The following is a 20,611-nucleotide window of genomic DNA, read 5'->3' as shown; positions in this document are numbered from 1 at the left end:
TTTACTCCTGTAGTGCGGAAGGGGTTGCCGGGCTGAGCTGCCCCGCTTCGGGTCTGACCTCACGCTTGCTGGCCAGCTCACGGGCGATGGAATCCACCAGCCGGCTGTTAAGCTTGTAGATGGAAAGTAGCGCCACCATGCAGAGGAACAGCGCGCATGGGATAAGGGTGAAAAGCGCGTTAATGGTCGACAGCACGTGCGGCGTCTGGGCTGCCTGGCCCGGCGTATAATCCACCATGCCCAGTACCCAGCCCACCACCGCCCCGCCGAGCGCCAGGCCAAATTTGATGGCAAACAGCGCGGTGGAGAAGACCAGCCCGTCCAGGCGACGGCCGCTGCGATGCTCTTCGTAGTCGACCACATCGGAGAACATGGTCCACTGGAGCGGTGTGGTGAGGTTTTGAATAAAGCTAAAGACAATGTTAAGGCCGAAGATCAGCCAGACCTGCGAAGGCGGCAGGAAGAAAATCAGCGCGCCGAAAATGACGAAGGAAATAATCGTCCACTGGTAAGCACGAACGCGGTCAAATTTCCCCAGCAGCCGTTCAGATAATAATGCGCCGCTTAAGGAGGCCACCATTCCGGAAACAATAAAGGCAAATACCAGATCCGGGCGCAACAGCACGTAGTTCACGTAATACATCGTGGCGGAGCCGCGCGTTACCACCGCGGTCAGCAGCAAAATATTAAACAGGAACACAATAAGCCACTGGCTGTTGCGGCCCAGCAGTTTTAAATCGGTGAGCATGGAGCCGGAGGTATCATTGCGCGGAGAATACCGCTCGCGGGTCATCAGGAAGCAACAGAAGAACAGCACAATGCCCAGCAGCCCCATCAGGCTCATGGCATAGAAATAGCCTTTCTGCACGTTGCCCTGGCCCAGCAGTGAGACCAGCGGCAATGCGATAACCGTCACAATCAACCCGCCAATAAATGACAGACCAAAGCGCCATGACTGCAGGGAGTGACGCTCGCGCGGGTCCAGCGTCAGTGCGCCCGGCATGGCGCAGTAAGGCACGTTAATCGCGGAGTAAATCAGGCTCAGGATAGCGTAGGTCAGGCAGGCATAAACGATTTTAGCCGTCGGCCCGACGTCCGGTACATAGAAGGTGATAAGGCAGCTCACGCCAAAAGGAATGGCAAACCACAGCAGCCAGGGACGGAAACGACCATGACGCGTCTGGGTGCGGTCAACCAGTGCGCCAATGCACGGGTCGACAAACGCATCAACCACGCGCACCACTAAAAACATGGTCCCCATAATGGCCGCGGGTAAACCAAAAACATCCGTATAGAAGTAAGCAAGAAATAACGTGGCCGTTTGCCAGACCAGCGCGCTGGCCATATCACCTAAGCCATAACCTATTTTATCTTTGGTACGCAATACAGAGGAAAGTGTCATTGTTATTTGCCTTTTTATCAGGTTAAAACGTATTTCAACCAGTTGCGCATCTTCTGAAGAGAAATGCGCAGTAAGGCTCAAGTATTAGCAACGCTTTGCGCGCTAACAATTGTCTAAATTAACAGACAAATTATGATATTTGGTTTTTTACTTTATTTGTGATGGGGAGCAAATATGAAATGAAATAAAAAAGGCGAGGAATAATATCCTCGCCTTTTCGGGTCATGCTGGCGTTACTTGTTCAGTTCCGCCAGGCTCAGCCAGGTTTGCACCACGGTGTCCGGGTTCAGGGACAGGCTATCAATCCCCTCCTCCATCAGCCAGGCGGCAAAGTCTTCATGGTCAGAAGGACCCTGACCACAAATCCCGACGTATTTACCCTGTTTCTTCGCCGCACGGATGGACATGGAGAGCAGCGCTTTCACCGCCTCGTTACGCTCATCGAACAGCTCAGAGACCACGCCGGAGTCACGGTCCAGACCCAGCGTCAGCTGCGTCATGTCGTTCGAGCCGATAGAGAAGCCGTCAAAGTGCTCGAGGAACTGCTCGGCCAGCAGGGCGTTGGACGGGATCTCACACATCATGATGATCTTCAGTCCGTTTTCACCGCGCTTGAGCCCCTGACGCGCCAGCTCGTCCACTACCGCTTTCGCCTGATCCACCGTACGCACGAACGGGATCATGATTTCGACGTTGGTCAGCCCCATGTCGTTGCGCACGCGTTTCACCGCTTCACACTCCAGCGCGAAGCAGTCGCGGAAGCTGTCGGACACGTAGCGTCCGGCGCCGCGGAAGCCCAGCATTGGGTTCTCTTCTTCCGGCTCGTAGCGCTCACCGCCGACCAGGTTGGCGTATTCGTTTGACTTAAAGTCAGACAGACGCACGATCACGCGTTTCGGGTAGAACGCCGCGCCCAGCGTGGCGATCCCTTCGGTCAGACGGCCAACGTAGAACTCTTTCGGCGAGTCGTAGCCTTTCATCATCTCGCGGATTTCGTTCTGCAGTTTCGCGTCCTGGTCGTCAAACTCCAGCAGCGCACGCGGGTGCACGCCGATCATGCGGTTGATGATAAATTCCAGACGCGCCAGGCCAACGCCTTCGTTCGGCAGGCAGGCGAAGTCAAACGCACGATCCGGGTTACCGACGTTCATCATAATTTTCAGCGGCAGATCCGGCATGGTATCCACGCTGGAGCTCTTCACGCTGAAGTCGAGGATATCGGCATACACGTAGCCCGTATCGCCTTCGGCACAGGAGACGGTTACGTTCTGTCCGTCCTTCATGCGTTCGGTTGCGTCACCGCAGCCGACAACCGCAGGAATACCCAGTTCGCGGGCAATGATCGCCGCATGGCAGGTACGACCGCCGCGGTTGGTGACGATGGCCGCCGCTTTCTTCATGATCGGTTCCCAGTCCGGGTCGGTCATGTCGGTCACCAGTACGTCGCCTGGCTCAATACGGTTCATCTCGCTGATGTCGTGGATCACTTTCACCGGACCGGCACCGATGCGGTGACCAATCGCGCGACCTTCCGCCACAATTTTGCCCTGGGCGTGCAGCGTATAACGCTCCATCACCTGACCGCGAGAACGGACGGTCTCCGGACGCGCCTGGACGATAAACAGCTTGCCGGTGTTCCCGTCTTTCGCCCATTCGATATCCATCGGACGGCCGTAGTGTTTTTCAATCTGCACCGCCTGCTTCGCCAGTTCCTGCACTTCGGCGTCGGTCAGGGAGAAGCGGTCGCGCTGCTCCTGCGGCACATCTTCAATCTTAACCTGCTTGCCATGCTCCTGAGTTGGGGCATAGATCATGCGGATTTTTTTCGAGCCCATGGTGCGGCGCACCACCGCCGGGCGACCCGCGGCCAGCGTAGGCTTGTGTACATAAAATTCGTCAGGGTTCACCGCGCCCTGCACCACCATCTCACCCAGGCCCCATGCAGAGGTGATGAACACCACCTGGTCGAACCCCGATTCGGTATCGATGGAGAACATCACGCCGGATGAGCCTACGTCTGAACGCACCATGCGCTGGACGCCAGCGGAGAGCGCGACGCCGCGATGGTCGTAGCCCTGGTGCACGCGATAGGAGATGGCGCGGTCGTTGAACAGGGAAGCAAATACGTGCTTCACGGCCACCAGCACCGCATCATAGCCCTGAACGTTCAGGAAGGTTTCCTGCTGCCCGGCGAACGACGCGTCCGGCATATCTTCTGCGGTTGCGGAAGAACGCACGGCAAAGGAGGCCTGCGCATCGTCAGCGGAGAGCTGGTTGTAAGCATCGTGAATGGCTTTTTCCAGTTCCGGCTGGAAAGGTGTGTCGATGATCCACTGGCGGATCTGCGCCCCGGCTTTAGCAAGCTCGGTCACATCATCAATATCCGTTTTATCCAGCAGGTCGTAAATGCGCTGGTTTACACCGCTCTGGTCTAAAAACAGGTTAAACGCATCGGCGGTTGTGGCAAACCCGTTTGGTACGGAAACACCCATACCGGACAGATTTGTAATCATTTCACCCAGGGAGGCATTTTTGCCCCCAACTCTGTCTACATCATTCATGCCGAGTTGGTTATACCAAAGCACCAGCGGTGACGAGCCATTGTTGGACATCGAAACAATCCTTTTGTGATATTTGATCGGAGTAAGTAACACCTGACTACGTATTTATACTGGCATATTTATTTGCGCTAAAAAAACGGTGAATCGTGTAAGCAATTTAAATTTTCAACTTTTCGGATAGTTTCCCACCAGCGATTAACCCGATGATTCCTCTATATTCAGCCGTTAACCACAAAAATAAAGTCGCCATTTGAAAAATGAAATCCACTTTTCAGGAAAATCAAAAACAGTGTTTCATTCATAATTAGGATAAGTTCTTTGCTGTGTAAATTACTTTTTTAATTTATGCTTTCAGACAATTACGTATGATATTCAGGGTGGGTAAAATGGATAATGCTGTCGATCGTCACGTTTTTTATATTTCTGATGGTACGGCGATCACCGCCGAGGTGCTGGGCCACGCGGTCATGTCGCAGTTCCCCGTATCGATTAACAGCATCACGCTGCCGTTCGTGGAAAATGAGAGCCGCGCCAAAGCGGTGAAGGACCAGATCGACGCCATCTACCAGCAGACCGGCGTCCGTCCGCTGGTGTTCTACTCCATCGTTATCCCCGAAATTCGCCACATCATTTTGCAAAGCGAGGGCTTCTGCCAGGATATCGTCCAGGCGCTGGTGGCCCCGCTCCAGAGCGAGCTGAAGCTTGACCCGACGCCTATCGCCCACCGTACCCATGGGCTGAACCCTGGCAACCTGACCAAATACGATGCGCGTATTGCCGCCATCGACTACACCCTGGCGCATGATGATGGTATTTCTCTGCGCAATCTCGACCAGGCACAGGTGATTTTACTTGGCGTGTCGCGTTGCGGTAAAACGCCGACCAGCCTCTATCTGGCGATGCAGTTCGGCATTCGCGCCGCCAACTACCCCTTTATTGCCGACGACATGGATAACCTGGTGCTGCCTGCTGCGCTCAAGCCGCTGCAGCACAAACTGTTCGGACTAACGATTAACCCGGAGCGTCTGGCCGCGATCCGCGAAGAGCGCCGCGAGAACAGCCGCTACGCCTCCATGCGCCAGTGCCGCATGGAGGTCTCCGAAGTGGAAGCGCTGTACCGCAAAAACCAGATCCCGTGGCTGAACAGCACTAACTATTCGGTAGAAGAGATCGCCACCAAAATTCTCGACATCATGGGACTTAATCGTCGCATGTACTAATATGCTAGTACATTAACTCAGATTCGGGTATCATCCTCTGCAACAACGGGGCGGTATCGCCCCGAACTTGAAATCAGCAGGGATTGGTTTAATGTGATGCCCATCACTTCCCGGTAGTCTGCCGATGAAGCAAAAATTTTCTGAGACAAATCATGAATAAAACCGACGAACTCCGCACGGCGCGCATTGACAGCCTGGTCACTCCGGCTGAACTGGCTCAGCGGCACCCCGTTTCCGCCGCGGTTGCGGAATATGTTACGGCCTCCCGCCGACGTATTGAAAAAATCCTGAACGGTGAAGACAAGCGTCTTCTGGTCGTGATTGGCCCTTGCTCTATCCACGATTTGGATGCAGCACTGGATTATGCCAAACGCCTTCAGGGACTGCGGGATAAGTATCAGCATCGCCTTGAAATTGTGATGCGCACCTACTTTGAAAAACCGCGTACCGTGGTGGGCTGGAAAGGGCTGATTTCCGATCCCGATCTCAACGGCAGCTATCGTGTGAATCACGGTATCGAACTGGCACGCAAGCTGCTGCTCCAGGTCAACGAGCTGGGCGTCCCAACGGCGACTGAATTTCTCGATATGGTGACCGGGCAATTTATTGCCGATTTGATCAGCTGGGGCGCGATCGGCGCACGCACCACTGAAAGCCAGATCCACCGCGAGATGGCCTCCGCCCTCTCCTGTCCGGTCGGCTTTAAAAACGGGACCGATGGCAACACCCGTATCGCTGTTGACGCGATCCGCGCCTCGCGTGCCAGCCACATGTTCCTGTCGCCGGATAAAAGTGGTCATATGACTATCTACCAGACCAGCGGTAACCCTTACGGGCACATCATTATGCGTGGCGGGAAGAAACCCAATTACCATGCCGACGATATCGCCGCCGCGTGCGAAACACTGGCCGAATTCGATCTGCCGGAACATCTGGTGGTGGACTTTAGCCACGGTAACTGCCAGAAGCAGCACCGCCGCCAGCTGGACGTTTGCGATGAAATTTGCCAGCAGATCCGCAGCGGTTCAACCGCCATCGCGGGTATTATGGCCGAAAGCTTTATCAAGGAAGGCACGCAGAAAATCGTTGCCGGACAGCAGATGGTGTACGGCCAGTCAATCACCGATCCGTGCCTGAGCTGGGAAGACAGCGAACTGCTGCTGGAAAAGCTGGCGTCTGCGATAGATACGCGCTTCTGACCCCCGCCGGGTGGCGCTGCGCTTACCCGGCCTACGGTTCGTGCCCTTCTCCCTCTCCCTGTGGGAGAGGGTCGGGGTGAGGGCATCAGACCGCACCTTCCCCCAAAATTTGATCCCGTCACATTATTTTCACAAAAACGCTTGCCGTGAAATTGCAGTTTATTGATAATGATTATCATTGTTACATTGATTGTTATTTATAAACATTATGTCACCTACGGATAACCGCGCGGCAACGCCAGCAAAAACACACACAGCGCCCGCCCCTGCCTCCACCGATCGTCGCATCGACAGCAAAAGCCTGCTGGGTGATGAGGGGCGGGTGATTATCGAGCATGCCGGCCAGCACTACCTGCTGCGCCAGACGAATGCCGGAAAATTGATCCTCACAAAATAAACCAAAACATTCGCCAGCCACCCAGGTGATCCCCAGGCAGCCAGCGCTTTCGATTCTTTATGGAGAGTTGCTATGCCACACCTGCATACCGCATGTTTACGCCCGTCACTTCTGGCGCTGGCGATTGTCAGTACCCTGCCGGGCGTCGCGTTTGCTGCCGCAGATGAAATAACCGTCACCGCTACCGGCAACGCCCGTAGCGCCTTCGAAGCCCCAATGATGGTGAGCGTGATTGACGCCGCTGCCCCGGAAAAACAGACCGCCAGCTCTGCCGCCGACCTGCTGCGTAACGTGCCAGGCCTGACGCTGGACGGCACCGGCCGCACCAACGGTCAGGACGTTAATCTGCGCGGTTATGACCGACGCGGCGTGCTGGTGCTAGTTGACGGCGTGCGTCAGGGTATCGACACCGGACACCTCAACAGCACGTTCCTCGACCCGGCGCTGATCAAACGTATCGAAGTTGTGCGCGGTCCGTCGGCGCTGCTCTACGGCAGCGGTGCGCTGGGTGGCGTGATTTCCTATGACACCGTTGACGCCAGAGATCTCCTGGAACCGGGCAAAAACAGCGGTTACCGCGTATTTGGTACCGGTGCGACAGGCGATCATAGCCTCGGGATGGGGGCCAGCGCCTATGGCCGCACCGATACGCTTGACGGTCTGGTGTCATGGTCCAGCCGTGACCGCGGCGATATCCGCCAGAGCGACGGCAAGCGTGCCCCAAACGACGAATCCATTAATAACATGCTGGCGAAAGGCAGCTGGAAAATCGACCCGGCTCAGACGTTAAGCGGCTCCCTGCGCTACTACAACAACGCCGCGCAGGAGCCGAAAAACCCGCAAACCCCCGATGCCACCAGCAGCAACCCCATCACCGACCGCTCCACCATCCAGCGTGATGCACAGCTGGGTTACCGTCTGGCGCCGGAAGGGAACGACTGGCTGAACGCCGATGCAAAAGTTTACTGGTCAGAGGTGCGCATAAATGCCCAGAACATCGACAGCACCGGTGAGTTCCGCAAGCAGACCACCAAAGGCGGCAAAGTAGAAAACCGTACCCGCCTGTTCGGCGACACCTTTGCCTCTCACCTTTTGACCTACGGCGGGGAATATTATCGTCAGGAACAACGTCCGGGTGGCACCACCACCGGCTTCCCGGAGGCGAAAATCGACTTTAGCTCCGGCTGGCTGCAGGATGAAATCACCCTGCGCGATCTGCCTGTTACCCTGCTGGGCGGCACGCGCTATGACAACTATCGGGGTAGCAGCGAGGGCTACGACGACGTGGATGCCGACAAGTGGTCCTCCCGCGCCGGGTTAACCGTCAGCCCTACCGACTGGCTGATGCTGTTTGGCTCTTACGCTCAGGCCTTCCGCGCCCCGACCATGGGCGAGATGTATAACGACGCCAAACACTTCTCCATCGGCAGTTTCTACACTAACTACTGGGTGCCTAACCCGAACCTGCGCCCGGAAACCAACGAAACGCAGGAGTTTGGTTTTGGCCTGCGCTTTGACGACCTGATGCTCGCCAACGACGGGCTGGAGTTCAAGGCCAGCTATTTCGATACCAAAGCCAAAGATTACATCTCCACCACCGTCAATTTTGCCGCGGCGACCACCATGTCGTACAACGTTCCGAACGCCAAAATCTGGGGCTGGGACGTGATGGCAAAATACTCGGCCGACCTGTTTAACCTCGATCTGGCCTATAACCGCACGCGCGGAAAAGATACCGATACCGGCGAGTACATCTCCAGCATCAACCCGGACACCGTCACCAGCAGGCTGGATATTCCGGTGGCGCAAAGCGGCTTCTCCGTGGGCTGGATCGGCACCTTTGTCGATCGTTCAACCCATGTCAGCAGCAGTTACAGCAAACAGCCGGGCTATGCGGTCAACGACATCTACATCAGCTATAAGGGCCAGGAGCAGCTAAAGGGCATCACCACCACGCTGGTGCTGGGTAACGCCTTCGACAAGGAGTACTGGTCTCCTCAGGGTATTCCGCAGGACGGTCGTAACGGCAAGATTTTTGTGAGTTATCAGTGGTAATTCCCCGCGGGGAAACTATTCAGAAGGAAAAGACAATGGATCACTACACGCGCTGGCTGGCGCTAAAAGAAGAAAACCCGGGTAAGTATGCGCGCGATATTGCAGGGTTAATGAACCTCAGTGAAGCAGAACTGACCTTTGCGCGCATGGGTCATGATGCCTGGCGACTGCGCGGTGAAATTCGCGAGATCTTAGGCGCGCTTGAAGCCGTAGGGGAAACAAAATGCATCTGCCGCAACGACTACGCCGTTCACGAACAGTCAGGCAGCTTCACCCATCAGCACCTGAACGGCCACGCCGGGCTGGTGTTGAACCCGCGCGGACTGGATCTGCGCCTGTTCCTCAACCAGTGGGCAAGCGCGTTTCATCTCAGCGAAACCACCGCACGCGGCGAGCGGCAGAGCATTCAGTTTTTTGATCATCAGGGTGATGCCGTACTGAAAGTTTACACCACGGACAACACCGACCTCGCCGCCTGGGCTGACGTGTTGACCCGCTTTATCTTTGCCGATAACCCGCCGCTTGAGCTGAAGGTTGCCGAGACCCCGCTGTATGCCGAAAATGCAGATGCCGCCCTCGTGGACAAAGCGTGGCGTGCGATGACTGACGTGCACCAGTTCTTCGGCCTGCTGAAACGCCACAACCTCAGCCGCCAGCAGGCATTTCGCCTGGTGGGCGACGACCTCGCCTGCCAGGTTGAAAACAATGCGCTGGCACTGCTGCTGGAAACCGCGCGCCAGCACGGCAACGAAATCATGATCTTCGTGGGTAACCGCGGCTGCGTGCAGATCTTCACCGGCGCGGTGGAGAAAGTCGTGCCGTTGAAAGGCTGGCTGAACATCTTTAACCCCACCTTTACCCTGCATCTGCTGGAGGAAACGATTGCGGAGAGCTGGGTCACGCGCAAACCGACTGCAGACGGTCACGTCACCAGCCTGGAACTGTTTGCCGCAGACGGCACGCAAATTGCCCAACTCTATGGTCAGCGTACGGAAGGCGAGCCGGAGCAGAGCCAGTGGCGTAGCCAGATTGATGCCCTGACGCCAAAAGGGCTGGCCGCATGAAAACGTGGTTTGCCCTGCTGACCGCCCTGCCGCTGGTGGCGTTTGCCGCCGCGCAGGAGAAAATTGTCACCCTTGGCGGCGACGTCACGGAGATTGTTTATGCGCTTGGCGCGGACTCTTCGCTGGTCGCACGCGACAGTACCAGCCAGTGGCCGCAGGCAGCGAACGCGCTCCCGGACGTGGGCTATTTGCGCCAGCTTAACGCCGAAGGGATTTTGTCCATGCGTCCCACGCTGGTGCTGGCCAGCGACCAGGCGCAGCCGTCTCTGGCGTTAAAGCAGGTTGAACGCAGTCACGTCAGGGTGATTACCGTTCCTGGCCGCAACGATCTGAGCGTCATTGACGAAAAGATCCGCATTATTGCCGAGGCCACCCACCGTGAAGCGCAGGGAGAGAGCCTGCGCCGCTCGCTACGTCAGGCGGTGGCGGCTCTGCCCGCAGAACCGCTCAACAAGCGGGTGCTGTTTATCCTCAACCACGGGGGAATGACCGCCATGGCCGCCGGACAGCAAACCGGCGCCGATGCCGCCATTCGTGCCGCCGGGTTGCAGAACGCGATGCAGGGTTTCACGCGGTATCAGCCACTGTCGCAGGAAGGGATTATTGCCAGCCAGCCCGACCTGGTGGTGATTTCGCAGGACGGCGTGAACGCGCTGGGTGGCGAGGCGAATCTGTGGAAGCTGCCCGGACTGGCGCAAACCCCGGCGGGACGGCACAAACAGCTGCTGGCGATTGATGACATGGCGCTGCTGGGTTTCAGCGTGCGCACGCCGGAAGCCATCCGGCAGTTGCGTGTTAAAGCGGAGCAACTGCCCTGATGTCCCGGCGGATCGCACTGTCGCTGTGGATGCTGGCCGCAATTCTGAGCATCATGACCCTTACGGCAACAGGCTTTGGAGCATTGCCTCTGCCGGTCAGCCTGCTGTGGAACGGCAGCGATGAGGCGATGCGTCAGATCTGGCTGACCATTCGCCTGCCCCGCGTGCTGCTGGCGCTGGTGATTGGCGGCGCGCTGGCGCTGGCCGGGTGCGTGATGCAGGGACTGTTCCGCAACCCGCTGGCAGACCCGGGTTTGCTTGGGATCAGCAGCGGCGCGGCGCTGGCGGTCGCGCTGTGGGTGGTTATTCCTGTCACGTTGCCGGCCCTGATGATGCTTTACGCCCCGATGGTTGCGGCATTCCTCGGCGCGCTGGCTGCAACCGTTGTGATCTTCCTGCTCAGCCAGCAGCGTCACGGTTCCCTGTCCCGTTTACTGCTGGTGGGGATCGCCATCAACGCCCTGTGCGGCGCGGCCGTCGGTCTCCTTTCCTGGCTTAGCAACGATGCGCAGCTTCGCCAGCTTTCGCTCTGGGGAATGGGCAGCCTCGGGCAGGCGCAGTGGTCCACCCTGCTTGCGGTGACCTCGCTGATGGTGCCTGCGGTTCTGATTATCTGGCGGCTGGCTGGCCCACTCAATTTGCTGCAGCTGGGTGATGAAGAGGCGCACTATCTCGGGGTGGATGTTGCCCGGGTACAGCGGATCCTGCTGCTGTGCAGCGCCCTGCTGGTCGCTGCGGCGGTGGCCATCAGCGGCGTGATTGGCTTTGTTGGCCTTGTGGTCCCACACCTGATGCGTATGTGGCTAGGGGCCGACCACCGGGCCGCGATCCCCGGCTCGGTGCTGGCCGGAGCGTTACTGCTGCTGGCTGCCGATACGCTGGCGCGCACTCTGGTCACCCCGGCGGAAATGCCCGTTGGGTTGTTGACCAGCCTTCTCGGTGCGCCGTGGTTCCTGTGGCTTATCTTTCGTCGTGGAGGTGCGCATGGCTGAACGCTATTGTGCGGAAAACCTGGTCTTTCACGCCGGGCAACGGACGCTGATCGACGATGTATCACTGACCTTATCTCAGGGTGAGCTGGTCGCGTTGATTGGCCCTAACGGTGCCGGGAAATCGACATTATTACGGCTGCTGACCGGCTATCTCACACCCGCAAGCGGGCGGTGCAGTCTGGCAGGCACGCCGCTTGCGGACTGGCCAACGGAGACCCTCGCCTGCTACCGGGCAGTGATGCGTCAAAATACGCAGCCCGGATTCGACTGGCCGGTGGAAGCCGTGGTCGGTATGGGGCGCGCCCCCTGGACGCGCTCCCCTGAGGCGTCAGTGGTTGAGGAGGTCATGGCGATCACAGGCTGTTTACCCCTGGCGGGCAGACGCTATTCGGCACTCTCCGGAGGCGAGCAGCAACGGATCCAGCTCACTCGGGCACTGGCCCAACTCTGGTGCGACGGCGCCCCACGCGGCTGGCTGTTTCTTGATGAACCGACCTCCGCACTGGATCTCTTCCACCAGCAACATCTGCTGCGCCTGATGAAAACTCTGACCCGTCGGGGGCATCTCCACGTCTGCGTGGTTCTGCACGATCTTAATCTGGCGGCACTGTGGGCGGATCGTATCCTGCTGCTGCATAACGGGAGGCTGGTCTCCCGGGGGGCACCGGAGGACGTTTTGCAGGCCGGGACGCTGGCGCGCTGGTATGGCGCGCAGGTGCTGGTCGGCAGCCATCCGGCTCATGCCGTGCCGCAGGTGTTCCTCGCTCCCTGAGTGGGGTGATAAAAATCCTTCAGCGTTTCCAGCAGGGCATGCGCCGCTTTAGAGAGCTGCGTGTGCCCGGGATGGATCACCCCGATGCACTTTTCAATGGGCGGGTTATCCAGCGGAATACAGACCGCGCCCAGGGAAGCCATCTGCGCCTCGCAGAGCGCCGGCACGGCGCTGCCACCCAGCCCGCTGGCGACCATGCGCCCTACCGTCACCAGTTGATGACTCTCCAGCGCCACGTCCAGCTTTCTGCCGCTCCGCGCCAGCTCCTCCTCCATCATCAGACGTACCGCCGAAGGGCGCTGCAGGGTGATGAAATCCAGCGTCAGCAACTCCTCCCATGCCAGGCGCTTTTTTCCCGCAAGCGCGGAATCTTTCGGCACAATGGCGACAAACCTGTCCAGCCCCAGCGGCGTAAACAGCAGGTTATGCGTGGGTGCCGGCTCAAAGGCAATCCCCATCTCAACCCGCCCTTCCCGCACCATCTCAATCACCTGCTCGTTGATGACATCATGCACGGTGACGTTGACCCCGGCATGGCGATCGCGAAACGCTTTCAGCACTTCCGGTAAAACGTTGGCGGCAAACGACGGCATCGCCGCGACCGAGATTTTGCCGCGCTGGAGCGTAAAGCACTGGTGCATTGCCTCTTCCACGTTATCCCAGTCGGCCAGCAGCTGCCGCGCCATCGGCAGAAATGTTTCTCCCTCCTGCGTGAGGGCAACCTTGCGCGTGCTCCGCTGCAACAGCGGCCCACCGAGCGCATCTTCCAGGCTTTTAATCGTCAGGCTCAGCGCTGGCTGGGAAAGATTTAAGCGTTCGCTGGCGTGCGCGAAATTGAGAGTGTGAGCTACCGCTAAAAACGCGCGTAACTGTTTGACACTCATTCTCATTTTTCATCCTGTTAACTAATTGAAAAAATTTAGTTAACAGGAAATTAATAAGAAATCCAAATGAGTGGGTCACAAATTCAAAATTAACAAATGAGTCGCCACCCCTAATGATACCGGCACGGTTAACGGGAGGGATGACTATGGCAGGACTGGATAAGCGCGTCAGCAGCTATGCGCAGGCGCTGGATGGGCTGACGGACGGCATGACCTTGCTGGCGGGCGGCTTCGGGCTGTGCGGTATTCCTGAGAACCTGATTGCAGAGGTTCGACGCCGTCAGGTGAAAGATCTGACGGTCGTGTCGAACAACTGCGGCGTGGATGGTTTCGGTCTGGGGATACTGCTCGAAACGCGCCAGGTTCGCAAAGTGGTGGCGTCTTACGTCGGCGAGAACGCGCTGTTTGAGCAGCAGGTACTGAGCGGGGAACTGGCAATCGAACTTACTCCGCAGGGGACGCTGGCAGAAAAGGTCCGCGCGGGCGGGGCCGGTATTCCGGCGTTTTATACGGCTACCGGTTATGGCACCCCCGTGGCAGCGGGCAAAGATGTGCGCCAGTTTGGCGGTAAAAATTACATTCTTGAAGAGGCCATTACCGGTGATTTCGCGCTGGTTAAGGGCTGGAAAGCGGACTGGTACGGCAACGTTATCTATCGCCATACCGCGCAAAATTTTAATCCACTGATGGCAACGGCGGGCCGAATCACGGTTGTGGAGGTGGAAGAGATTGTTCCGCCGGGTGAACTGCCTCCGTCGGCTATTCATACGCCGGGAATTTACGTCGACAGGCTGATTGTCGGCCAGTTTGAAAAACGCATTGAACAGCGCACGCTGCGCGCGCAAGGAGTCTGACGATGTTAACCCGAGAACAGATGGCGATGCGCGTTGCCCGCGAACTGCGCGACGGGTATTACGTCAACCTGGGGATCGGCATCCCTACGCTGGTGGCGAATTATATTCCCCCGGAAATGGACGTGATGCTGCAGTCGGAAAACGGTCTGCTCGGAATGGGGGCTTTTCCCGATGAGCAGAGCCTTGATGCCGACATGATCAACGCCGGTAAACAGACGGTCACTGCGCGGACCGGCGCGGCCATTTTCGACTCGGCCCAGTCGTTTGCCATGATCCGCGGCGGCCATGTGGATCTGACCGTGCTGGGCGCATTTGAAGTCGATGTCGAGGGCAACATTGCCTCGTGGATGATCCCCGGAAAGATGGTGAAAGGGATGGGTGGCGCGATGGATCTCGTTGCCGGGGCGCAGAACATCATTGTGGTGATGACCCACGCTGCAAAAAACGGTGACTCCAAACTGCTGCCGCGCTGCACGCTGCCGCTCACCGGTGTGGGCTGCATCCGTCGGGTCCTGACCGATCTCGCGTTGCTGGAGATAGCGGACGGCGCGTTCATCCTGCGGGAGTACGCCCCGGGTGTCGGTATCGACGAGATTGTCCGTAAAACGGCCGGAAAAATCATTGTGGCGGACGACGTTCGCGAGATGCGCTTCAACTGAGGACTCAACATGAAAAAGGTCATGATTGTCGGGGCAACGCGAACCCCCATTGGCAGTTTTCGCGGATCGCTCTCGCCCCTTTCAGCCGTTGAGCTGGGTGCCGTCACGGTACAGCGTCTGCTGGAGAGCAGCGGCCTTCACCCAGAGCAAATAGACGAACTGGTTTTCGGTCAGGTGCTGACGGCCGGGTGCGGGCAAAACCCCGCCCGCCAGACGGCCATCACTGCCGGATTACCCGTCAGCACCCCGGCGACAACGGTCAATCTGGTGTGCGGCGCGGGGTTGAAAGCGGTACAGCTCGCCGCCCAGGCAATCCGCTGCGGTGACGCAGACGTGGTTATCGCTGGCGGTCAGGAGAGCATGAGTAACGCCCCGTATCTGCTGGATGGCGCACGTTCAGGGCTGCGTTTTGGGCATACGGGCCTGCAGGACAGCATGATTACCGACGGCCTGTGGGACGCATTCAACGATTACCACATGGGCATCACCGCGGAAAACGTCGCCCGTGAGTACGGCATTTCCCGCGAGCAACAGGATGCCTTCGCCTTCCGGTCACAGCAAAAGGCGGCGTCCGCCATTGAGACTGGTCGGTTTGACGCCGAGATAGCGCCAGTGACGGTGAAACAGGGCAAACGTGCGCCACAGATTGTCCGCCATGATGAACAGCCACGCCCGGAAACCACCGCCGGGCAGCTTGCACAGCTCCGCCCCGCATTTTTGCATGACGAGGGCACGATCACGGCGGGGAACGCCTCCACCCTTAACGATGGGGCCGCCGCGGTACTGCTGATGAGCGAGGAAAAGGCGCGGGAAAGCGGGTTACCTGTCCTTGGCCACATTGTGAGTTACGCCGTGACGGGCGTTGATCCGTCGATGATGGGCATCGGCCCGGTCAGCGCCTGTCGGACGGCGCTGGCGCGGGCGGGCTGGACGCTCGACGACGTCGATCTCATTGAAGCCAACGAAGCCTTTGCCGCACAGGCACTGGCGGTGGGCAAAGAGCTTGGCTGGGATGAACAGAACGTCAACGTTAACGGTGGCGCCATCGCCCTGGGCCATCCGATTGGCGCATCCGGCTGTCGCATCCTGGTGACCCTGCTCCATGAAATGCAGCGCCGGGGGGTAACAAAGGGACTTGCCACCCTGTGCGTTGGCGGCGGACAAGGCATTGCCCTGACCGTTGAGCGTTAAACCTCTCGTTGGTACCCGAATAATAATTAAAGTAAGGAGTCGTAATGAGTGTGTTAATAGCCCTGGCGGCGCTGGGATTACTGATGCTGGCGGCCTACCGCGGATACAGCGTGATTTTGTTTGCGCCGATTGCGGCGCTTGGTGCCGTGCTGCTGACCGATCCGGGTGCCGTCGGCCCGACGTTTACTGGCCTGTTTATGGAAAAGATGGTCGGCTTCGTTAAACTCTATTTCCCGGTGTTCCTGCTGGGGGCGGTGTTTGGCAAGCTGATTGAGCTTTCCGGTTTTTCACGATCCATCGTTGCCGCCGCGATCCAGATCCTCGGTCGTCGGCACGCTATCCCCGTGATAGTCCTGGTGTGTGCGCTGTTAACCTACGGCGGCGTGTCGCTGTTCGTGGTGGCATTTGCGGTGTACCCGTTTGCCGCCGAACTGTTCCGCCAGAGCGGCATTCCTAAACGGTTAATCCCCGCTACCGTGGCGCTGGGGGCGTTCTCGTTTACCATGGACGCCCTGCCCGGCACACCGCAAATCCAGAACATTATTCCCACCAGCTTCTTTGGCACTAACGCCTGGGCGGCCCCGTGGCTGGGTCTTATCGGCTCTCTGTTTATTATCTTCTTTGGCCTGCTCTGGCTGGAGCGGCAGCGGCGTAAGGCGATCAATAACAATGAAGGTTATGGCGCGGACCTGAAAAACGAACCTGAAACGCCGGACAATATTCATCTCCCGCATCCGCTGATTGCTCTCTCCCCGCTGCTGGTCGTGGGCATACTGAACCTGCTGTTTACCCGCTGGATCCCCGGCTGGTACGGTACGAGTCATGAGCTTACCCTGCCAGGACTGGTGAAACCGATTGTGACCGAGGTGAGCAAGATCACCGCCATCTGGGCCGTGGAGGCGGCGCTGATCTCCGGTATTGTGCTGGTGTTGATTTTTGGTTTTCGCAATATCCGGGGACGTCTGGCAGAAGGCAGCCGAACGGCGGTGAGCGGCTCCATCCTCGCGGCGATGAATACCGCCTCGGAATACGGTTTCGGCGCGGTTATCGCCGCCCTGCCCGGTTTTCTGGTGTTATCTAAAGCGCTGTCTGCCATCCCGAACCCGTTGCTGAACGAAGCCATCAGCGTGACCGTTCTCGCCGGGATCACCGGCTCAGCGTCCGGCGGAATGAGTATTGCCCTTGCGGCCATGGCGGACACCTTTGTTGCTGCCGCCCACGCGGCCAAAATCCCGCTTGAGGTGTTGCACCGCGTGGCGTCAATGGCAAGCGGCGGGATGGATACGCTTCCCCATAACGGGGCGGTGATTACCTTGCTGGCCATCACCGGCCTGAGCCATCGTCAGGCCTACGGCGGCATTTTCGCTATCACTATCATTAAAAGCCTGGCAGTGCTTTTTGTCATTGCCGTGTTCTATCTGACCGGCATTGTGTAAGGAGAGAAAAATGAATCTGAACGGTAAAATCGCCCTGGTGACCGGCTCGACAAGCGGCATTGGCCTGGGGATCGCTCGCGTGCTGGCGAAATCAGGGGCGCAGTTGATTCTCAACGGTTTCGGTGACAGCGGATCAGCGCGAGAAGAAATTGCACAACTGGGCAAAAAGCCGGGCTACCACGATGCCGACCTGCGTGACGTGTTGCAGATTGAAGCCATGATGCGCTACGCCGAATCGCAGTTTGGCGGCGTGGATATTCTTGTTAACAATGCCGGGATACAGCATGTGGCTCCGGTGGAGACCTTCCCGGTGGAGAAATGGAACGACATTATCGCCATTAACCTTTCTGCGGTGTTTCACACCAGCCGGCTGGCGTTGCCCGCCATGCGTGAACAAAACTGGGGACGCATCATTAATATCGCCTCCGTTCACGGGCTGGTTGCGTCGAAAGAGAAGTCCGCCTACGTTGCCGCCAAGCATGGCGTGGTGGGCTTTACCAAATCCCTGGCGCTGGAAACCGCACGCACCGGCGTGACCGCCAATGCCCTCTGCCCGGGGTGGGTGCTGACCCCGCTGGTACAACAGCAAATCGATAAGCGCATCGCGGATGGCGTCCCGCCGGAACTGGCGCAAGACCAGCTTCTCGGGGAAAAGCAGCCTTCAGGTGAATTTGTCACCCCGGAGCAGTTGGGCGAACTGGCGCTGTTTTTATGCAGCGACAGCGCCGTTAACGTTCGCGGCGCCGCGTGGAATATGGATGGCGGCTGGGTGGCACAGTGAGTTTCTGGCCGGGTAAGGCGAAGCCGCTACCCGGCCAGAAATGTTTAACTTGAGCAACTCACTTCCAGCCGTTTGCCCCAGTCTGGCGGGCGGCTGATATAGTCATCATCCCGGTCGGCAAACGGCGTGCGCAACGCCAGGTGCAGACGGTGCAACTCGTCATACTCTCCCTGCTCTGCCTGTTCAATCGCCCGCTGCGCCAGCCAGTTGCGCAACACCATCGCGGGATTCGTCGCGTTCATCTGCGTCTGACGGGCGGCGTCATCGACCTGTTCCTGCTGCAAGCGGGAGCGGTAACGTGCAAACCAGTCGTCAAAGGCCTGCCTGTCAATAAACTCGTCGCGCAGCGGCGATGCAGCACTGTGCTGCTCCGTCTGGCCCAGCATCCGGAAAGTGCGGGTATAATCACTCCCCTCACGCGCCATCAGTGCAAACAGATCGTTCAGGATCTCGTTATCCCCTTTCTCCTGGGTCATCAGCCCCAGCTTGTTGCGCATCAGCGTGCCATATTCTCGCAGCAAAACGTCCTGATAGCTGTCGAGTGCATCATTCAGGGCATCGACATCCATAAACGGCGACAATGTTTGCGCAAACCGCTGCAGGTTCCATAGCCCAACCGCTGGCTGGTTGTCAAAACTGTAACGTCCCTGATAGTCAGAGTGGTTGCAGATATAACCCGGCTGATAATCATCCAGAAAACCAAACGGCCCATAATCAAAGGTCAGCCCGAGGAGCGACATATTGTCAGTGTTCATTACCCCATGAGCAAAGCCCACCGTTTGCCAGCGAGCAATCATCCTGGCGGTACGGGCGACCACGTCCCGGAACCAGAGAACGTATTTATCAGCCTCATCCTGCAAATGCGCCCAATGGCGACGAATAGCGTAGTCCGCGAGCTGACGAACCTTGTCCGTCTCACGACGATAGTAAAAGTGCTCAAAATGGCCAAAGCGCAGATGGCTTTGTGCGATACGCATCAGCATCGCCCCTTTTTCTACCGTTTCGCGCATAACCGGCGTGTCGCTGGTGACAATCGACAGCGCGCGCGTGGTGGGGATCCCCAGAGCATGCATGGCTTCAGAGGACAGGCATTCACGTATTGTTGAACGTAATACTGCGCGGCCATCGCCCATCCGAGAATAAGGGGTAAGACCTGCACCTTTCAGATGCCAGTCAACCGTCTCTCCGTTGGAAAGCTGTTGTTCACCCAGCAGGATCCCCCTGCCGTCGCCCAGCTGTCCCGCCCAGACGCCAAACTGGTGTCCGCTATAGACCTGGGCAAGGGGTTGCATACCGGGCAGAAGCGTTTCGCCTCCCCAGACGCCCGCGCCCCCGGAAGGCTTAAACATCTCAGGCGGAACGGCCAGTTCATCGGCCAGCCGGTCGTTGTGCCAGATAAGACGTGAATTGTGTAACGGTGTGGGTTTGAGTGCGGTGTAAAAGCCAGGCAACTCGTCATGCCAGTGAGCAGTAAAAGACAGGGTCATAAGTCCTCCTGCTTTTAGTGTAGAGGGTTTGCCCGAACTTAAACACGGGCGAAAGACAGGGTTATCGCTACTGAACCAGCGTCGTGACGTGCTCCGCCGGGACAGCGGGCCACAGCGTGCCCTGCATGGCGCCAAAATTGAAGGACAAGACGCGTTGCAGCAGACCGTGGTCGTCAATACCGGAGACGATCACCGACTGGCAGTGCGGCGTTATTTGCCAGAGGATAGCGCGCATAAAAGGTTCGAAAGAGAGCTCCGAAGCCCGCTGCTGGATGAAACCTTTATCGAGAATCACCCGTTTAAATAATCCATCATAGACAGCTTTGAGCGATGCCGCGCCTGCACCAAAGTTTGCGAGGACCAGGGGGAAATGGATCGCCATTCTCGCCAGTTGCAGATCATCCTTTCCGTTATTTAAACCTGGATAATTCTCATTAACAGTAAACTCAAGAAAAGGATACCGCTCAAGAATTGAAACAGCATTCCCATTACTTAATAAAAATTCAACAATAGCCGGTGTAATATTGATCCATGCAATTAACTGATGCTGAATAAAAAACAGTTTACAGGTATCAAGCAATTGCAGTTTTTCGTTAAACAGCGCTAACTCTTCTGCCGCTGAAAGCCGGGGGATAACGAGCTCAGTGGGGATCCTCACATCGGTGCCGACGCCAGTAAAGTTAACCAGAACCTCTAAACCTTTAAGCTCGCCAGCACTATTACGTGCAGGCAAAAGCATCAGTTCAGACTGGTATGCATTATCTAGGGAAGGTGCGAATAAGCAGGTCATTTCTTCCCAAGCTGACTCGCTGATTAAAATTTCGCGGATCTGGGCCGAT

At 57.7% G+C, this 20,611-nt stretch carries 18 protein-coding genes; 13 read left to right on the top strand and 5 right to left on the bottom strand.

Annotated features, from left to right (window positions below):
* Nucleotide 1: 1 nt before the first annotated feature.
* Both BFV64_RS09380 and ppsA read right to left on the bottom strand, forming a co-directional pair.
* Nucleotides 2–1,402, bottom strand: coding sequence for an MFS transporter (locus BFV64_RS09380; RefSeq protein WP_069601954.1), 1,401 nt, complete (start codon nucleotides 1,400–1,402; stop codon nucleotides 2–4).
* Between the two features lie 233 nt (nucleotides 1,403–1,635).
* Nucleotides 1,636–4,014 carry a phosphoenolpyruvate synthase gene (ppsA, locus tag BFV64_RS09375; RefSeq protein WP_014883511.1) on the bottom strand — a complete coding sequence of 793 codons (2,379 nt, stop codon included), beginning with the start codon at nucleotides 4,012–4,014 and terminating at the stop codon, nucleotides 1,636–1,638.
* A gap of 335 nt (nucleotides 4,015–4,349) precedes the next feature.
* Here ppsA and ppsR point away from each other — a divergent pair, with 335 nt between their 5' ends.
* The 8 genes from ppsR to BFV64_RS09335 all read left to right on the top strand — a co-directional run bounded on the left by ppsR (nucleotide 4,350) and on the right by BFV64_RS09335 (nucleotide 12,480).
* Nucleotides 4,350–5,183: a posphoenolpyruvate synthetase regulatory kinase/phosphorylase PpsR gene (ppsR, locus tag BFV64_RS09370; protein WP_014883510.1), complete on the top strand. Its 834-nt coding sequence runs from the start codon at nucleotides 4,350–4,352 to the stop codon at nucleotides 5,181–5,183.
* 152 nt (nucleotides 5,184–5,335) lie between these two features.
* Entirely contained in the window at nucleotides 5,336–6,382 is a 1,047-nt protein-coding gene (aroH, locus tag BFV64_RS09365; protein WP_045281996.1) for a 3-deoxy-7-phosphoheptulonate synthase AroH, read from the top strand.
* Nucleotides 6,383–6,590: 208 nt separating this feature from the next.
* Nucleotides 6,591–6,779 (top strand): hemin uptake protein HemP, encoded by a 189-nt coding sequence (gene hemP / locus BFV64_RS09360; protein ID WP_032636863.1) that lies wholly within the window; start codon nucleotides 6,591–6,593, stop codon nucleotides 6,777–6,779.
* Between the two features lie 72 nt (nucleotides 6,780–6,851).
* Entirely contained in the window at nucleotides 6,852–8,834 is a 1,983-nt protein-coding gene (locus BFV64_RS09355; protein WP_069601953.1) for a TonB-dependent hemoglobin/transferrin/lactoferrin family receptor, read from the top strand.
* Nucleotides 8,835–8,869: 35 nt separating this feature from the next.
* On the top strand, nucleotides 8,870–9,898 hold the full coding sequence (locus tag BFV64_RS09350; protein ID WP_069601952.1) for a hemin-degrading factor: 1,029 nt from the start codon (nucleotides 8,870–8,872) through the stop codon (nucleotides 9,896–9,898).
* Nucleotides 9,895–10,716, top strand: coding sequence for a heme/hemin ABC transporter substrate-binding protein (locus BFV64_RS09345; RefSeq protein ID WP_045281801.1), 822 nt, complete (start codon nucleotides 9,895–9,897; stop codon nucleotides 10,714–10,716). The genes BFV64_RS09350 and BFV64_RS09345 overlap by 4 nt, the downstream gene beginning before the upstream one ends.
* The gene (locus tag BFV64_RS09340) at nucleotides 10,716–11,708 is read left to right on the top strand and encodes a FecCD family ABC transporter permease (protein ID WP_023332781.1); all 993 of its coding nucleotides are present in this window, start codon (nucleotides 10,716–10,718) and stop codon (nucleotides 11,706–11,708) included. The genes BFV64_RS09345 and BFV64_RS09340 overlap by 1 nt, the downstream gene beginning before the upstream one ends.
* The gene (locus tag BFV64_RS09335) at nucleotides 11,701–12,480 is read left to right on the top strand and encodes a heme ABC transporter ATP-binding protein (RefSeq protein WP_023332780.1); all 780 of its coding nucleotides are present in this window, start codon (nucleotides 11,701–11,703) and stop codon (nucleotides 12,478–12,480) included. The genes BFV64_RS09340 and BFV64_RS09335 overlap by 8 nt, the downstream gene beginning before the upstream one ends.
* On the opposite strand, the gene BFV64_RS09330 is transcribed toward BFV64_RS09335, so the two are convergent.
* Complete coding sequence (locus BFV64_RS09330) at nucleotides 12,447–13,370, bottom strand: LysR family transcriptional regulator (protein WP_023332779.1); 924 nt, start codon at nucleotides 13,368–13,370, stop codon at nucleotides 12,447–12,449. The two genes, BFV64_RS09335 and BFV64_RS09330, sit on opposite strands and share 34 nt — an antisense overlap.
* A 140-nt stretch (nucleotides 13,371–13,510) precedes the next feature.
* Between BFV64_RS09330 and BFV64_RS09325 the strand changes: the two genes are divergently transcribed.
* The 5 genes from BFV64_RS09325 to BFV64_RS09305 are packed head-to-tail and all read left to right on the top strand — an operon-like array spanning nucleotide 13,511 to nucleotide 18,285.
* Nucleotides 13,511–14,218 carry a CoA transferase subunit A gene (locus BFV64_RS09325; RefSeq protein WP_014883501.1) on the top strand — a complete coding sequence of 236 codons (708 nt, stop codon included), beginning with the start codon at nucleotides 13,511–13,513 and terminating at the stop codon, nucleotides 14,216–14,218.
* Between the two features lie 2 nt (nucleotides 14,219–14,220).
* Nucleotides 14,221–14,877, top strand: coding sequence for a 3-oxoacid CoA-transferase subunit B (locus BFV64_RS09320; protein ID WP_014883500.1), 657 nt, complete (start codon nucleotides 14,221–14,223; stop codon nucleotides 14,875–14,877).
* Nucleotides 14,878–14,886: 9 nt separating this feature from the next.
* Nucleotides 14,887–16,068 carry an acetyl-CoA C-acetyltransferase gene (locus BFV64_RS09315; protein WP_023332778.1) on the top strand — a complete coding sequence of 394 codons (1,182 nt, stop codon included), beginning with the start codon at nucleotides 14,887–14,889 and terminating at the stop codon, nucleotides 16,066–16,068.
* 44 nt (nucleotides 16,069–16,112) lie between these two features.
* Nucleotides 16,113–17,504 (top strand): GntP family permease, encoded by a 1,392-nt coding sequence (locus tag BFV64_RS09310; protein ID WP_069601951.1) that lies wholly within the window; start codon nucleotides 16,113–16,115, stop codon nucleotides 17,502–17,504.
* 10 nt (nucleotides 17,505–17,514) lie between these two features.
* Nucleotides 17,515–18,285: a 3-hydroxybutyrate dehydrogenase gene (locus BFV64_RS09305; protein ID WP_023332776.1), complete on the top strand. Its 771-nt coding sequence runs from the start codon at nucleotides 17,515–17,517 to the stop codon at nucleotides 18,283–18,285.
* Between the two features lie 44 nt (nucleotides 18,286–18,329).
* On the opposite strand, the gene selO is transcribed toward BFV64_RS09305, so the two are convergent.
* Together selO and BFV64_RS09295 are read right to left on the bottom strand one after the other, a co-directional pair.
* A complete protein-coding gene (gene selO / locus BFV64_RS09300; RefSeq protein WP_045281800.1) occupies nucleotides 18,330–19,772 on the bottom strand; it encodes a protein adenylyltransferase SelO in 1,443 nt (480 codons plus the stop codon).
* A 67-nt stretch (nucleotides 19,773–19,839) separates the two neighbouring features.
* Entirely contained in the window at nucleotides 19,840–20,562 is a 723-nt protein-coding gene (locus tag BFV64_RS09295) for an EAL domain-containing protein (RefSeq protein WP_069602475.1), read from the bottom strand.
* Nucleotides 20,563–20,611 lie beyond the last annotated feature (49 nt).

The organism is Enterobacter kobei (genome assembly GCF_001729765.1).
GTDB lineage: Bacteria > Pseudomonadota > Gammaproteobacteria > Enterobacterales > Enterobacteriaceae > Enterobacter > Enterobacter kobei.
Note: the sequence above shows the minus strand (reverse complement) of the source record. Positions and strands in the feature narration are given on the sequence as shown.

Bases quoted from the DNA above. Each gene is read 5' to 3' on its own strand.
- aroH (WP_045281996.1), top strand. From the start codon at position 5,336: ATGAATAAAACCGACGAACTCCGCACGGCGCGCATTGACAGCCTGGTC.
- hemP (WP_032636863.1), top strand. From the start codon at position 6,591: ATGTCACCTACGGATAACCGCGCGGCAACGCCAGCAAAAACACACACA.
- BFV64_RS09345 (WP_045281801.1), top strand. From the start codon at position 9,895: ATGAAAACGTGGTTTGCCCTGCTGACCGCCCTGCCGCTGGTGGCGTTT.
- BFV64_RS09305 (WP_023332776.1), top strand. From the start codon at position 17,515: ATGAATCTGAACGGTAAAATCGCCCTGGTGACCGGCTCGACAAGCGGC.
- BFV64_RS09330 (WP_023332779.1), bottom strand. From the start codon at position 13,370: ATGAGAATGAGTGTCAAACAGTTACGCGCGTTTTTAGCGGTAGCTCAC.
- BFV64_RS09340 (WP_023332781.1), top strand. From the start codon at position 10,716: ATGTCCCGGCGGATCGCACTGTCGCTGTGGATGCTGGCCGCAATTCTG.
- BFV64_RS09355 (WP_069601953.1), top strand. From the start codon at position 6,852: ATGCCACACCTGCATACCGCATGTTTACGCCCGTCACTTCTGGCGCTG.
- selO (WP_045281800.1), bottom strand. From the start codon at position 19,772: ATGACCCTGTCTTTTACTGCTCACTGGCATGACGAGTTGCCTGGCTTT.
- BFV64_RS09315 (WP_023332778.1), top strand. From the start codon at position 14,887: ATGAAAAAGGTCATGATTGTCGGGGCAACGCGAACCCCCATTGGCAGT.
- ppsR (WP_014883510.1), top strand. From the start codon at position 4,350: ATGGATAATGCTGTCGATCGTCACGTTTTTTATATTTCTGATGGTACG.
- BFV64_RS09320 (WP_014883500.1), top strand. From the start codon at position 14,221: ATGTTAACCCGAGAACAGATGGCGATGCGCGTTGCCCGCGAACTGCGC.
- BFV64_RS09310 (WP_069601951.1), top strand. From the start codon at position 16,113: ATGAGTGTGTTAATAGCCCTGGCGGCGCTGGGATTACTGATGCTGGCG.
- ppsA (WP_014883511.1), bottom strand. From the start codon at position 4,014: ATGTCCAACAATGGCTCGTCACCGCTGGTGCTTTGGTATAACCAACTC.
- BFV64_RS09335 (WP_023332780.1), top strand. From the start codon at position 11,701: ATGGCTGAACGCTATTGTGCGGAAAACCTGGTCTTTCACGCCGGGCAA.
- BFV64_RS09380 (WP_069601954.1), bottom strand. From the start codon at position 1,402: ATGACACTTTCCTCTGTATTGCGTACCAAAGATAAAATAGGTTATGGC.
- BFV64_RS09325 (WP_014883501.1), top strand. From the start codon at position 13,511: ATGGCAGGACTGGATAAGCGCGTCAGCAGCTATGCGCAGGCGCTGGAT.
- BFV64_RS09350 (WP_069601952.1), top strand. From the start codon at position 8,870: ATGGATCACTACACGCGCTGGCTGGCGCTAAAAGAAGAAAACCCGGGT.
- BFV64_RS09295 (WP_069602475.1), bottom strand. From the start codon at position 20,562: ATGACCTGCTTATTCGCACCTTCCCTAGATAATGCATACCAGTCTGAA.